The sequence below is a fragment of the Litchfieldia alkalitelluris genome (assembly GCF_002019645.1).
In the GTDB taxonomy this organism is placed as follows: domain Bacteria; phylum Bacillota; class Bacilli; order Bacillales; family Bacillaceae_L; genus Litchfieldia; species Litchfieldia alkalitelluris.
Genome location: NZ_KV917374.1, coordinates 2,505,515 through 2,520,285 on the forward strand (window position 1 = coordinate 2,505,515; position 14,771 = coordinate 2,520,285).

The following is a 14,771-nucleotide window of genomic DNA, read 5'->3' on the forward strand; positions in this document are numbered from 1 at the left end:
AATTCTCTACCTCTTCATATAAAATAGAAAGAGATGGACACCTGATGCATCAAGGTGTCTTTTTCTTTGACAAAGTCCTCAGTTACATTGATGATTAAAGATAATTATATTGAAGGTAGTTGGTGAACATGAGAAATTCAAATATGAATAAAGGAAACATGAAGAAAAAGAAGAAAACACAAGTTCCATTTCGTTTAAATATACTATTTTTCCTTGTATTTATTATGTTTTCTGCACTCATTTTAAGGCTTGGTGTCGTTCAAATTGTAAATGGTGAAAGATATCAGCAGGAAGTGGATCGAACTGAAAATAAGATTGTAAGTACACCAGTCCCACGGGGGAAAATATTTGATCGTAATAATAATACGATTGTAGATAATGAACCACAAAATGCAATTACGTACACAAGAGCTCAAGGGGTAAAGCAAGAGGAAGTATTAGAAGTTGCTGAAAAGCTTGCTGGACTAATTAAAATGAATCCAGACAAACTTACTGAACGTGATATAAAAGATTATTGGTTATTATCCCGTCCTGATGAAGCAAGAGCAAAACTGACTGAAGATGACCTTGAACTTAGTGCTGCTGAGCAATATCAACTTCAACTAGATCGGATTACGGAAGAAGAACTTAGCGAGATAGCTGATATTGATCCAAAGAACTCAGATGGAACTGAGCTAGAGATTGCTGCCATTTTTCGTGAAATGAATAAGGGTTATGCACTAACACCACAAATAGTAAAAAATAAGGATGTAACTGATAAAGAATATGCAATTGTAAGTGAGAATCTTGAAGCGTTACCCGGCATAGGTACGACCGTAGACTGGAATCGTAAAAACACCTATGGTTTGACTTTAAGTACAATACTAGGAAAAACAACCACATCTGATGAAGGTTTACCAAGAGAAATGCTTGACCATTATTTATCAAGAGGCTATAACAGAAATGACCGAGTAGGTAAGAGTTATCTTGAAGCGGAATATGAAGAGGTGTTGACCGGTCAAAAAGCTAAGATTGAAAACATAACACAAGGCCATACTGTCGTTGATACGAAAGTCATTTCAGAGGGGCAGCGGGGGAATGATTTAGTCCTAAGTATTGATATGGAACTCCAAAAAGCAGTCGAGGAGATTTTAGAAGAAGAGTTATCAATTGCTAAATCGAAAGCAAGATCAAACTTTTTAGACCGTGCCTTTGTAGTAATGATGAACCCTAAAACAGGTGAGGTATTAACTCTTGCTGGAAAACAATATACAGTAGATGATGGGAAGGTAGAATACCTTGATTATGCATTAGGTACGATTAACTCAGCCTATGCAATGGGGTCCTCAGTCAAAGGGGCGACCGTATTAACAGGTTATCAAGCTGGCGTACTTCATAATAATAAATACTATTATGATGCGCCAATGTATATAAATACGTTACGTAAAGCTTCCTATCAGCAAATGGGTAATATAAATGAATTAGAAGCATTAAAAAGATCCTCAAACGTCTATATGTTTAGGACAGTAATAGATATTGCCAAAGGTCGATATGTACCAAGGCAGCCACTGCCAATCGATATAAGTGCATGGGGAACAATAAGAAATTATTTCAGTCAATTTGGACTGGGAGTAAAAACAGGAATTGATCTTCCAGGAGAAGCTACAGGAGTTAAGGGCTCTGATGTATCACCTGGTTTACTAATGGACTTATCAATTGGTCAGTATGATACGTATACACCTTTACAAATGGCGCAATACGTTTCAACTATTGCTAATGGTGGATATCGTATGCAGCCAAAAATTGTAAAAGAAATTCGTCAACCTACCTTAAACCCAGATGAAATTGGACCAATTATACAACCATTCAAACCGACCGTATTAAATCGGATTGATATGAGCGAAGATGCCATTGAACGAGTTCAAGAAGGCTTCAGACAAGTAATGCAAGAACCACGCGGAACGGCTTACGAATTCTTTAAAGACAGAGATTATAGACCAGCTGGTAAAACAGGTACTGCCGAAGGCTATTATTTTGATCCTGTTACTCAAAAAGGATATAACAATGTATGGAATTTAACGCTTGTAGGATATGCACCACATGACAACCCAGAAGTAGCATTCTCTGTGGTAGTGCCGAATGCATATTATGGAGCATCAAATAATAATCCAATATCAAATAGAATAGGTCAGAAGATTTTAGACCAATACTTTAAACTAAAGGCAAATAAAAGTGACCAAGCAGACACTGAAACTGCAGAGTAATATTAGAATATACCTGACAGATAGGCTAACACTAGGGAATGTTCCCCAGGTTAGCCTTTTTTTTACCTATCTTTATTAGGTTCAATCTGTATTTTAAATATATATACATCCTTTACATATATTTACATAACCTTAACAGCTTGTTTATACCACATTAACGTTCGCCCATTATTCTAATACATGTAAGACAAATTAGAAAAAAGAAAACGGGGGAATTATTTAATGAAGAATGTTAAAGGCCTATTATTACTTTTAGTCATGGCAATGATGGTGGTTTTTGCAGCTGCTTGTGGAACGAGTGAGGAAACAACAAATACTAATGAATCAACAGGGTCTGAAACAACTGGTTCATCAAATAATGAAGACTCAGAAGAAAGAGTAGAATTAGAAGGAAGTGTAGTTGTTGATGGATCAGGTACAGTATTCCCATTAATGGCTAAATTAGCTGAAAATTATATGACGAATGAGCAAGAAGGAGTTTCTGTAGAGGTAAGTCGTGCTGGAACTAGTGCTGGTTTCAAAAAGTTTTTAGTTGAAGAAGGCGGTACAGACTTCAATGATGCATCTCGTCAAATTAAAGATGAAGAAAAAGCTTTAGCAGAAGAGCTTGGCTTAACAGTAAAAGAATTAAAGGTAGCATTAGACGGTCTAACAATCGTTATAAATAAAGAAAATACTTGGGCAACAGAATTAACACAACAAGAAGTAATTGATATTTTCCTAGCAAGTGCTGGTAAGAAAAAATGGTCAGACGTTCGCGCTGATTTCCCAGCTGAAGAAATTAAAACATACGGTCCTAACGAAAACCACGGAACATATGAGTTCTTCTTCGAAAATATTGTTGATGAGCAAGATCTAGTAGAAGGAATCAACCTTCAACAAGAGTACTCAACATTAGTTGATATGGTATCAAAAGATAAAAACGCGATTGCATTCTTTGGATTTGGTTACTATGAAAGCAACAGTGATAAACTAACTGCAGTAAAAGTTGATTTTGGTAAAGGTCCGATTGCTCCATCATTAGATACGATTAAAGAAGATGGTGACTACGCTCCATTTACTCGTCCAGTATTCACGTATCTAAATGAAGCAAACGCAAAAGCTAAGCCAGAAGTTTTGGACTTCGCAATCTATGCAATGAAGAATGCAGCGACTGTTGCAGCTGAAACTGGATTTGCACCATTAACAGATGCTGAATTACAAGAGTCAATCTCATATTTAGAGGGTTTAAAATAAGCGAATAGCTTAATAAAGAAAAACAAACACTAGGGGAAATAACCTCTAGTGTTTTTGTTTTGGACAGATACTTTCATACAAGTTTCTACTAAAAATTACACGATTTTTCACGAATTTACAAAACCTTTACAATTCGTTAATTCACAATTAACAAAAGAGGTTTATATTTACTCTTGTAGGACAAATTAAGAAAAAACCTTTAGGGGGACATTTACAATGAAAAAGACAAAAAACCTGTTATTACTTCTAGTTACATCTGCATTAGTCGCATTTACTACAGCATGTGGTGGAGGGGATGAAGCGACAGGTTCTGAATTAGAAGGAAGTGTAGTTGTTGATGGATCAGGTACAGTATTTCCGTTAATGGCAAAGCTTGCTGAAGATTACATGGTAAACGAACAAGAAAATGTTTCTGTCGAAGTTGGACGCTCTGGAACAAGTGCTGGATTCAAAAAGTTCCTAGTTGAAGGCGGAACAGATTTTAATAATGCATCTCGTCACATGAAAGACGAAGAAAAAGCAACAGCTGAAGAGTTAGGATTATCGGTAAAAGAACTTAAAGTAGCTTTAGATGGTATAACAATGGTTATCAACAAAGAAAATACTTGGGCAACAGAATTAACACAACAGGAAATCATTGACATTTTCCTAGCGACAGGTGGAAAGAAAAACTGGTCAGACGTACGTCCGGAATTTCCAAACCAACCAATTACGACATATGGTCCTAACGAAAACCATGGAACATATGAGTTTTTCTTCGAGACAATTATGGAAGAAAAAGAATTAATCGATACGATTAATTTGCAACAAGACTATTCGACACTAGTTGACCTTGTGTCAAAAGATGTTAACGCAATTGGCTTCTTTGGATATGGTTACTATGCAAATAACCAAGATAAATTAACTGCAATCAACATTGACTTTGGAAACGGCCCAGTTGAGCCTACTCTTGAAACAATAAAAGAAAATGGCGCATATGCACCATTCACTCGCCCTGTGTACACATATTTAAATGAAGACAATGCAAAAGCAAATCCTCAAGTATTAGATTTTGCAATCTATGTAATGAACAATGCTGATCAAGCTGCTGAGGAAACAGGTTTTGCACCGTTAACAGAGGCTGAGTTAACTGAGCAAGCAGAATATCTAGAAGGCTTAAAATAAAGCTTTAGGGGAAGAGGTGAGAACTCTTGGAATCTCATCTTTTTCCCATGTACTTAGATTTTCCTCATATCTAGAAAAACAGAGGGATGAAAGGGGTATTCCATTAATGGAAAAAACCGTTAATGTAAGAGAAATTATAAAAAAGAATAAAAGCACTATGAACTTGTCTCGAATCTCAGAAAAAGTAATGCCTAAGGTTTTACTTGGGATTGCAGTTATATCAATTCTTACAACGATCGGAATCATTTTTACATTATTAGCCGAAACAATTGAATTCTTTAAGGCTGTCCCATTTATTGAATTTTTTACTGGAACGGTGTTAAAACCTTTAGGTGACAATGCTCAATTCGGTGTATTACCTCTATTAACTGGTACAGTCATTTCTTCTGTAATTGCCATGCTTGTTGCTATTCCAATCGGTTTAATGACAGCTATCTTCTTAAGTGAATATGCTTCAGAAAAATTAAGACGATTTTTAAAGCCTATTTTAGAAATTTTAGCAGGAATACCGACAATTGTTTATGGATTCTTTGCGTTTACATTTGTTACACCTTTACTACAAAAAATTGTGCCAGGTCTTGAATCGACAAATATTCTGAGTCCGGGGATTGTTATGGGGATTATGATCATTCCTATGGTTGCGTCACTTTCAGAAGACGCAATGAGCTCTGTACCAAACGCAATGAGAGAGGGCGCATTAGGTCTTGGTTCAACAAAGCTCGAGGTAACATGGAAGGTTGTTATTCCTGCAGCAATGTCAGGAATTGTTGCTTCATTTGTCTTAGGTATTTCTCGTGCAATCGGTGAAACAATGATTGTTACAATTGCAAGTGGTAGCTCAAAGAACTTTACATTTGATGTAACACAATCCATGCAAACGATGACTGCCTATATTGTTGAAGTAACAGGTGGAGAAGCACCTGCTGGATCGACTCTTTACTATAGCTTATACGCAGTGGCGATGACATTATTTGTATTTACATTAATTATGAATTTGATCGCTCAGTATATCTCTCGTAAATACAGGGAGGAATATTAAAATGAAATATATTGATTCAGCCCAAGTGCAAAAGAAAATGGGTGTAAGATTATCAACAAACCAGTTTGCAAAATCTTTGTTTTTTCTAGCAACTATATTTGGTCTTATCGTACTTGTTGTATTGATTTATCGAGTATTTGCTCAAAGTTTAGGTTGGATTGATTTAGACTTTATCATGAACAAGTTATCAACAAACCCAGAACGTGCAGGTATTATGGGTGCGATCATGGGAACTTTATGGTTAATGGTCGTAGTAGCACCCGTTACAATGATTCTTGGAATCGGAACAGCAATTTATCTAGAAGAATATGCAAAAAAGGGGCGTCTATCAAGCTTTATTCAAACGAATATTGCAAACTTAGCTGGTGTACCTTCTATTGTATTTGGAATCTTAGGTTTAACGGTTTTTGTTAGAGGAGCGGATTTAGGTAATATCGTATTAGCTGGTGGTTTAACAATGTCACTGCTTGTTTTACCAGTAGTAGTTGTAGCTAGCCAAGAAGCAATTCGATCAGTTCCAGGTTATCTAAGAGAAGCGTCATATGGTATGGGTGCAACGAAATGGCAAACCATCAAAAAGGTTGTTTTACCTGCATCCATTCCGGGAATTATGACAGGAGTTATTCTAGCACTTTCTCGTGCAATTGGGGAAACTGCTCCACTAGTTGTTATTGGAATTCCGGCATTGTTAATTCCATTACCTGATAATATTTTTGATAAATTCACGGTTCTTCCAATGCAGATTTATTATTGGACGATTGATTCCGCATTAGTTGCTGAGTATGCTAACTTAGCGGCTGCGACTATTGTGATATTATTATTTGTTCTTTTTGTTATGAACTCGATTGCAATCATCATTAGAAATAAGTTTCAAAGAAGATTTTAGTAGGAGGCCTGATGTAGATGTCAGTTGTTATGGATAATAAAAATAGTGTGAAGGTTTCAATTAATAAGAATCATAAGGAATCTACACAACAAAAGAAAAACATCGTTTATGATACAAAGGATTTGAATCTGTGGTATGGTGAGGATCTTGCTTTAAAGGGAATAAATCTTCCTATTTATGAGAATGAAGTAACAGCTATAATCGGTCCATCAGGTTGCGGTAAATCAACATATATTAAGACACTTAATCGTATGGTTGAATTAATTCCAATTGTTAAAATTTCAGGGCAAATCTTATATCGTGGGAAAAACATTTTTGATAAATCTTATCAAGTAGAAGATCTTCGTACAAGTGTAGGGATGGTATTCCAAAAGCCAAATCCATTTCCGAAATCAATTTATGATAATATTGCTTATGGACCAAGAATTCATGGTATCCGTGACAAAAAGATTCTTGATGAAATCGTTGAGAGAAGTTTACGTGGAGCAGCTATTTGGGACGAAGTTAAAGATCGTTTAAAAGAAAATGCGTACGGATTATCTGGCGGACAGCAACAACGTTTATGTATTGCAAGATGCTTAGCGATCGAACCAGACGTTATTTTAATGGATGAGCCAACATCAGCACTTGATCCAATTTCAACACTTAAAGTTGAAGAACTAATTCAAGAACTAAAGAAAGACTATAGTATCATTATAGTTACTCATAATATGCAACAAGCAGCCAGGATCTCTGACCGCACTGCCTTTTTCTTAAGTGGTGAAGTAATTGAATACGCTGATACAAACAAAATGTTCTCAAATCCAAAAGATAAGCGTACAGAAGATTACATCACTGGAAGGTTCGGATAATATAATTAAATAAATCCACTTAAGAGGTGACTAAAAATGTCAATAAGAGTAAGTTTTGATAATGAGCTTCAGAAACTAAAAAGTGATTTAATGGAAATGGTGCTACTCTCAAAAGAAGCGATTGTTGCATCGGTGCAAGCTTTAAAAGATCAAGATGAAACAAAAGCACGTGAAATCATTGCAAACGATCAGAAAATTAATGACTATGATGAAAAAATCAATCATACAATTATCCAGTTGATTGCCCAACAACAGCCTGTCGCATCTGATTTAAGAAAGATTATTGCAGCACTTAAAATCTCAGGTGATGTAGAACGTATTGGAGACTTAGCTGTAAATATTGCTAAATCAATTCTTCATATTGGAAATGGTCCTTTAGTTAAACCGATTGTAGAAATTCCAAAAATGGCTGAAATGGCTTTAGATATGCTAACTAATGTGATTGAAGCCTATAATAATGAAGATGTAAACTTGGCAAAGGAAACAGCGTTAAAAGATGATCAAATTGACCAATTGTATGGAAAACTAATTAAAGAACTGCTTGAGTTAATGACGGTAAACCCTGCATCATTAGGACAAATCACTCAATTAGCATTCATATGCCGTAATATTGAACGTTTAGGCGATCATTCGACGAATATTGCAGAAAATATTATCTTCATGGTAAAAGGGAAGAAATACGATTTAAATGCATAGAAGTAAAGCGCACCTTACCTTTATCGGCTTCCCTTACTGACGTTTATGTAGGCGACTTTGTAAGGCTAGGTGGATTAAAAATAAATAAGGTAGCTGGGGTTTCTACCCTAGCTATTTGCTTTTTTTTGCTTATTATTTGAATGCGTGCTACGAGTTTGCAAACCTCCGCCTTCTTGATTCGATTTTTCGTAGGTATGAGACTTCATAAGGGGAGAATTTCCCGCTATTCTATCTAAGGGAAGCTTAAGAAGCGAATATAAGCGAAGATATTCCCGTTAACTGCTTTAAATAAGAATAAATTTAATGATTTGGGTAAAATAAGTGGAAAAAATCCCCTTATTTTTATGGAAATATGGGTATTTCCCAATTTAGCGGGAATTTCTCCGTTTATTTTCCAACCATTAGTGTAATGTAAACAACTTTTGGTTTTACAGCCTAACCAATATGTTCGGAATATTAATTTGCAGTAAAATTTTAGTGTGTTTTACTGAGGTAAAAGGCTATTGTACCCCCGCATTTTTATACATTACAAATTCACCTAATAATATTTACCAAAATCCTTTTATAGTAAATAAAAGACCTCCAAATTACCAAACAATTTGGAGGTCATTTTTATAAATTATTAATGTTTGCGATAATTAACGGAACTTGTTAAGTTATCTTGCGCTTTTAACGTGTGTTTTAATTTCTAGGAACAAGCCATCGGCTCAGAGGCAGAAGTTAATCGCTTAGGAAGGCTTCGTCTTATGCCTGGGGTTAAGCGAGCGCCGCAGTGCTTTTCTTACCTAGTTATGATATCGCCAATCTCTTTATGAGTCATTTCACTAGTAACTGTAAACGAACCAATTTGAATGTTTTTAGCGAGATCATTATCCAAAATATATGTGTTTAATTCTTTAGCGTTTTTAATGACTCCAACATCTTCAAGTACTTCGGATATTTCGAGGCTATTCATCCCTGGTGTTATTTCTAAAATATACTTTGTTATAATTTTTTCTTCAATTTTCACTTCAGCCTTTGTCTGTTCCTGTTTTTCAGTTTCTTGATGAGTAGATTGAATTTCAAGTAACTCATCATATTCCTCTTTCTCAATCAGGACTAAGTGATTTTGGTCACTCAGGTATGCTTCTATATCACTGTCAGTAACAGTAGCCGTGTTGACAGTTTTTGGCTCATTATAATACATAATTCCCATGATGGATGTGGCAAGTATTATTCCCGCAGAAAATGCTCTTAATCCTAACTTACTCATGATTGATTTCCTTTTAATCTAATTTGTTCAATAAAATAAGCTTCATCTTTTTTCTTTTTATCCAATGAAGTTTCTTTCTGGGGTTGCAGGGCAGAAGAATTACCTTGAAAAAGAGTAGATAGCTTATCTCGATCAATCCCTTTTCTAGGAGGAGTTTGACGAGATGGATGATTAAGGGTAGCATCATTTACTAATAATTCTTCCTCTAACACACTTATTTTCTTTTTCAGTTGATACGTTTCTTGAATAAGTGTCATTGATAATTGGTCAATCTGATCTTCTAATTCTTTTATAGAATCTTTCTTGAAAAAAGATAGAATTAATAAAATGATAGAAAGTGATAATAAAGCAATAATTGTGTATTCCATAATTGCACCTCTATAAAAATATTGTGTCAGTACATTTATAGCATAAACAAAGGGGAATCGCTATACTCTTTCGGTTTAAATACGAAATTTGGCAGATGTGAGATATCTACCCTGAAAAAAGAAATGCGGAAGGCGCTCGTTCATCGGCGACAGGCATAAGACAAGCCGGCTAGAAGGTTGCTCTTTAACCTTCTAGGGTGGATTGACTTAGACCTGAGAGCCGATAGCGCCTGGAGCTAGACACTAAGCTAATTATAATTTTTCATACTCCATGGTGCTAATTTTAATTAGCATAGAGGTCTACCCTGAAAATAACTTAGTTAGAGGAGTTCCATGAGCTGCGATCCACTTGCTTTCCGCGGGGTGGTCCGTGAGCCTCCTCGTCGCCAGGGGCGGGCTCCTGTGGGGTCTCACGAGACCACTCGATCCCGCAGGAGTCAAGTGGCTCTCCGCTCATTCCACACTGATGAGTAAACATTTTCATTCACCATGGTGCGAAATACTTATTTAGCATGGATGTCTACCCTGAAAAAAGAAAAGCGGAAGGCGCTCGTTCATCGGCGACAGGCATAAGGCAAGCCGGCTGGGAGGTTGCTCTTTAACCTTCTAGGGTGGATTGTCTTAGACCTGAGAGCCGATAGCGCCTGGAGCTAGACACTAAGCTAAGTATAATTTTTCATACTCCATGGTGCGAATTTTAATTAGCATAGATTTCTACCCTGAAAATACTTAGTCTTACAATTCCATTCGCTACATACAGTTCACTTGTGGGGGACCGCGGGGCGACCCGGGAGCCCTCGTCGCATGCTCCTACAGGGTTGTCAGATTTTCCTATCTGTATGCCAAAAGCCCAAGAAAGGGAACGAAAGGGGTTGTCAGATTCCCTTTCTGGCACCAAAAGCCCGAGAAAGGGAACGAAAGGGGTTGTCAGATTCCCTTTCTGGCACCAAAAGCCCGAGAAAGGGAACAAAAGGGGTTGTCAGATTCCCTTTCTGGCACCAAAAGCCCGAGAAAGGGAACGAAAGGGGCTGTCAGATTCCCTTTCTGGCACCAAAAGCCCGAGAAAGGGAACAAAAGGGTTGTCAGATTCCTTTTCTGGCACCAAAAGCCCGAGAAAGGGAACGAAAGGGGTTGTCAGATTCCCTTTCTGGCACCAAAGCCCGAGAAAGGGAACGAAAGGGGTTGTCAGATTCCTTTTCTGGCACCAAAAGCCCGAAAAAGGGAACGAAAGGGTTGTCAGATTCCTTTTCTGGTGCCAGGAGCCCTAGAAAGGGAACGAAAGAGATTGTTAGATTCCCTTTCTGATCCCAAGAGCCCGATAAAGGGAATCAAAGGATATTCTTCTCAGATTCCCTTCCATTAGATTACGAGCAACACTATATGTATAACATCCTAGTTTCCCCTGGGAAAAAAGTAGCATCTAACCGACCGAAAACTCTCTTAGTTGTGTAGTTATTCTAAACTTATTCCAGACTGAGTGAGCAAAACAAATTCATTCCACGGTCCGAATATTTCATTAGCATGATATTCTACCTTAAAAATAACCACAGTCGACAAAAATCACTCATTGTTGTTATTAGTACATGGTGATAAGATTAGGAATAGAAGGTTTCAGTATCCATAATAGATATCTGAGTGAGGTGAATTAGTTGATAGGTGAACAAATAACGTCTAACCAGAGTAGTAGTATAACTAATAATGATAATCAAAGATTAATAGATAAAATTAACTCGATGTCTAAAGGGATGAATGTACATAGTAAATTGGTACATCATGAAAAATTAGCCCTAATGGTGAAGGATGATTCGACTTTATATGCATATTGGGACCTACCTGAAGTGAAAAAGCAGATCGTCGAGAAGCATTATGGCGGCAAGTGGGCAGATTTCACTCAAGCGATAAAAATCTATGATATTACAGATGTCTCATTTAATTCGATTAATGAGCACCAATCATTAACAATAAAAATCGGTGATAACAAAACATATCTTTTCATAAATAACATTACACCAAGTAGAACTTACGTTGCTGAAATCGGTGTCATATTTGATGATGAGCCATTTTTCTCATTGCTTCGGTCAAACAGTGTAAAATCTCCTTTTATACAACGCAATTACAATAGTGAAAAACAAACAAGCAATAACAAAGCTAAGTGGATGATAAATGAACAAAAAGATATAGCTTGGAAGGATTCATATAGTACGTATACGTGTTATGAGAGTTAATTGATTAGCTCGTTTAAATTGGGGGAATTCTATTGAATTATATGTATACAAATATTGTCCTTCATGCTCATTTGCCATATGTAAGAAGTCTTAATGGAGATGCTCTTGAGGAGCGATGGCTTTACGAAGCAATGGCAGAGTCCTATATTCCGTTAATATGGAAACTAGAAGAAGACAATCATAAAAGAAAGTGGACACTTTCTCTTTCGCCAACATTAATGGAAATGTTAGCAGACCCCCTTTTACAACAACGATTTTTAGAATATATTCAAAATCTACTATCTTTACTTCAAGCTGAACTATCGCAGAACACCAATCAAGAAGAGCTTTCTGTGATCTTGTTTTATTTAGAAAGAACCGAATCTGTAAGAGAAACGTTTCTAAAATTTAATAGGAATCTTCTTTTTGCATTCAACCAGTTTGAACAACAAGGCAAGATTGAATGTATTACAACCTCAGCATCTCATGCATTCCTACCCTATCTATCAACTGAACAAGGAATTCGTTCACAAATACGTGAAGGGATTCAAACGTTTAAAAAGTATTTTGGTAAGCTCCCGGCAGGTTTTTGGCTACCTGAGTGTGCTTATTCCGACGATGTGGATCAGGTATTAGCCGCGGAAGGAATACAATATACCTTTGTAGATGAACACGCCTTGCTTAATGCAAAACCAACTCCTAAAAGAGAGACTGGAGCTCCAGTCCATTCACCCCATGGAGTTACCTTATTTCCAAGGAATCAAAAGCTTTCAAATAAAGTGTGGTGTGCAACAACAGGCTATCCAGGAGATATCGATTATCGCGAGTTTTACCGAGATGTTGGACATGACCGAGACTACGCATATATAAAGCCATTTTTACCTCAAGGAATAAGAGTAGATACGGGTTTGAAATATTATAAAATAACAGGCGCTGAAACGAAAGAGTTTTATAGACGTGATTTTGCAGAAGCGAAAATCTGTCAACATGCTGAGGATTTCTTAAAAATGTTAGAACAGGAACGGGAATTAAAGGGGAATCAATCTTATCCGCCGTATATGGTTGTTCTTCCATTTGATGCAGAGCTTTTTGGACACTGGTGGTTTGAGGGCCCTGATTGGCTGCATCAAATTATGAGTTCCCATCAAGGCAATATTGAATTTTTGACAGGCTCCGAATTTGTGAGGAGACATCGACAAGATCTAGAAATCTGTGAGGTTTCTTTTTCCTCCTGGGGAAGGAATGGCTATGGAGATGTTTGGTTAAATGAAAAAAATGAATGGATCTATCGCCATTTACATCGTATGGAAAGTGAAATTATTAGAGCTGTAGATTTGTTTAAAAATGGTACGTTAATTGAACATGATGCAATTAAGCAAATGATCAGAGAGTGGTTTTTATTTAGCAGTAGTGACTGGGCGTTTATGTTAGATAATGGTCATTGTGATCAGTATGCGCTTAGAAGAATTGAACAACATTTAACTAATTTTATTGAACTGCAACATCATTTGTACGATCGTGAATTAACTGAAGAAAGTCTTCGTATATATAGAAATGAATATCCTTTTTTATCAACTATAAATCTCTCAAGTTTTTCTTCGATGGTAGAGAATGAAATGATTATAAAACCTCCACCCAAAAATGGCTTAAGAATTTTGATGCTGTCATGGGAATTTCCACCATTAGTTGTTGGAGGTTTATCCAGACATGTTTATGACTTATCGCGAGCTTTGGTAGAAATTGGTCATCAAGTGACTGTAGTAACCTCTGCTGTAGAGGGTTCACCTTATTATGAGGTTGTTGAGGGAGTTGAAGTCTACCGTGTTGACTGCCTACAACCACATGCCACTGAATTCTTGGATTGGATTGGAAGTCTTAATATGAGCTTTACGAAGACATCGATTGAGCTAGAGCAAGAATTATCCTTTGATATTATGCACGCTCATGACTGGCTAGTAGCAGTGTCTGCAATTATGCTAAAGAGCATCCTAAACAAACCACTAGTTTCAACCATTCATGCAACTGAGTATGGGCGTAATAATGGTATATACACTGAATTACAACGAAAAATTCATGCAAAGGAGGAGGAATTAACTAAGGCTTCGGATGCCGTAATTGTTTGTAGTGAATATATGGAAGAAGAAGTAATTAGACTTTTTCACCTACATTCATCGAAGGTCCATGTGTTTCCAAATGGTGTTGATCCATCAATGTTAGTTGTGAAAAATGCTAACATGGTTTTATCATCCTTGTTGAAGTTAGATTATAGTCATCTCATTTTCTCAGTTGGGCGAATTGTTCAAGAAAAAGGATTTGAAACGGTAATTGATGCAGCATCAATCATTCTAGAAGAATTTCCACATGTATTAATTTTAATCGCAGGGAAAGGTCCAATGCTTAAGGATTATCGTAAAAAAGTGAAAACATTAGGGTTAGAAAACAATATTGTTTTTATCGGATTTATCAGTGATGAGGAACGGAATATGTATTTTAAAGAGTGCGATATTACGTTGTTTCCGAGTATTTATGAGCCATTTGGCATTGTAGCACTAGAAGGAATGGCTGCTGGTAAACCAACGATTGTATCTGATACAGGAGGGTTAAAGGATATCGTTATCCATGGAAAAACAGGTCTGAAAATGATACCCGGTGATAAGGAAAGTCTTGCACGAGAAGTTCTCCATTTATTAAGAGATGAAGTCTATGCTGCAGAATTAGGACGTAATGGGAAGCTAGCAGTCACAACAACATATGCTTGGGAAAAAATTGCGCAGGATACGAGTCAAGTGTTTATGGATATGCTACAACAACCAATTTCGATAAGGGGATGAT

11 protein-coding genes are annotated in these 14,771 nt (G+C 36.7%); 9 read left to right on the forward strand and 2 right to left on the reverse strand.

All coding sequences use genetic code 11. The features are described from left to right. Positions 1-158: 158 nt before the first annotated feature. The 7 genes from BK579_RS11405 to phoU all read left to right on the forward strand — a co-directional run bounded on the left by BK579_RS11405 (position 159) and on the right by phoU (position 8,115). Positions 159-2,243, forward strand: a complete 2,085-nt coding sequence (locus tag BK579_RS11405) for a peptidoglycan D,D-transpeptidase FtsI family protein (RefSeq protein ID WP_078550532.1) — start codon at positions 159-161, stop codon at positions 2,241-2,243. A 222-nt stretch (positions 2,244-2,465) separates the two neighbouring features. Next, on the forward strand, positions 2,466-3,479 hold the full coding sequence (locus BK579_RS11410; protein ID WP_078545638.1) for a PstS family phosphate ABC transporter substrate-binding protein: 1,014 nt from the start codon (positions 2,466-2,468) through the stop codon (positions 3,477-3,479). A 216-nt stretch (positions 3,480-3,695) separates the two neighbouring features. After that, positions 3,696-4,643: a PstS family phosphate ABC transporter substrate-binding protein gene (locus BK579_RS11415; RefSeq protein WP_078545640.1), complete on the forward strand. Its 948-nt coding sequence runs from the start codon at positions 3,696-3,698 to the stop codon at positions 4,641-4,643. Between the two features lie 106 nt (positions 4,644-4,749). Further along, entirely contained in the window at positions 4,750-5,682 is a 933-nt protein-coding gene (gene pstC / locus BK579_RS11420) for a phosphate ABC transporter permease subunit PstC (protein ID WP_078545642.1), read from the forward strand. Between the two features lies 1 nt (position 5,683). After that, positions 5,684-6,568, forward strand: a complete 885-nt coding sequence (pstA, locus tag BK579_RS11425; RefSeq protein ID WP_078545644.1) for a phosphate ABC transporter permease PstA — start codon at positions 5,684-5,686, stop codon at positions 6,566-6,568. A gap of 29 nt (positions 6,569-6,597) precedes the next feature. Then, complete coding sequence (gene pstB / locus BK579_RS11430) at positions 6,598-7,419, forward strand: phosphate ABC transporter ATP-binding protein PstB (RefSeq protein ID WP_139365187.1); 822 nt, start codon at positions 6,598-6,600, stop codon at positions 7,417-7,419. Between the two features lie 36 nt (positions 7,420-7,455). Continuing rightward, a complete protein-coding gene (gene phoU / locus BK579_RS11435) occupies positions 7,456-8,115 on the forward strand; it encodes a phosphate signaling complex protein PhoU (RefSeq protein ID WP_078545648.1) in 660 nt (219 codons plus the stop codon). A gap of 781 nt (positions 8,116-8,896) precedes the next feature. Here the strand turns inward: phoU and BK579_RS11440 are convergent. Then, entirely contained in the window at positions 8,897-9,367 is a 471-nt protein-coding gene (locus BK579_RS11440; RefSeq protein ID WP_078545650.1) for an MltG/YceG/YrrL family protein, read from the reverse strand. Then, entirely contained in the window at positions 9,364-9,735 is a 372-nt protein-coding gene (locus BK579_RS26100; protein ID WP_204524706.1) for a hypothetical protein, read from the reverse strand. Before BK579_RS26100 ends, BK579_RS11440 begins: the two co-directional genes overlap by 4 nt. A 1,649-nt stretch (positions 9,736-11,384) precedes the next feature. On the opposite strand from BK579_RS26100, the gene BK579_RS11455 reads away from it, so the two are divergent. Both BK579_RS11455 and BK579_RS11460 read left to right on the forward strand, forming a co-directional pair. Beyond that, positions 11,385-11,960, forward strand: a complete 576-nt coding sequence (locus BK579_RS11455) for a DUF4912 domain-containing protein (protein WP_078545654.1) — start codon at positions 11,385-11,387, stop codon at positions 11,958-11,960. Positions 11,961-12,001: 41 nt separating this feature from the next. Beyond that, entirely contained in the window at positions 12,002-14,770 is a 2,769-nt protein-coding gene (locus tag BK579_RS11460; RefSeq protein ID WP_078550534.1) for a 1,4-alpha-glucan branching protein domain-containing protein, read from the forward strand. Position 14,771 lies beyond the last annotated feature (1 nt).

Coding starts and splice junctions, on each gene's coding strand:
- BK579_RS11405 (WP_078550532.1), top strand. CDS start 159: ATGAAGAAAAAGAAGAAAACACAAGTTCCATTTCGTTTAAATATACTA.
- BK579_RS11410 (WP_078545638.1), top strand. CDS start 2,466: ATGAAGAATGTTAAAGGCCTATTATTACTTTTAGTCATGGCAATGATG.
- BK579_RS11415 (WP_078545640.1), top strand. CDS start 3,696: ATGAAAAAGACAAAAAACCTGTTATTACTTCTAGTTACATCTGCATTA.
- pstC (WP_078545642.1), top strand. CDS start 4,750: ATGGAAAAAACCGTTAATGTAAGAGAAATTATAAAAAAGAATAAAAGC.
- pstA (WP_078545644.1), top strand. CDS start 5,684: ATGAAATATATTGATTCAGCCCAAGTGCAAAAGAAAATGGGTGTAAGA.
- pstB (WP_139365187.1), top strand. CDS start 6,598: ATGGATAATAAAAATAGTGTGAAGGTTTCAATTAATAAGAATCATAAG.
- phoU (WP_078545648.1), top strand. CDS start 7,456: ATGTCAATAAGAGTAAGTTTTGATAATGAGCTTCAGAAACTAAAAAGT.
- BK579_RS11440 (WP_078545650.1), bottom strand. CDS start 9,367: ATGAGTAAGTTAGGATTAAGAGCATTTTCTGCGGGAATAATACTTGCC.
- BK579_RS26100 (WP_204524706.1), bottom strand. CDS start 9,735: ATGGAATACACAATTATTGCTTTATTATCACTTTCTATCATTTTATTA.
- BK579_RS11460 (WP_078550534.1), top strand. CDS start 12,002: ATGTATACAAATATTGTCCTTCATGCTCATTTGCCATATGTAAGAAGT.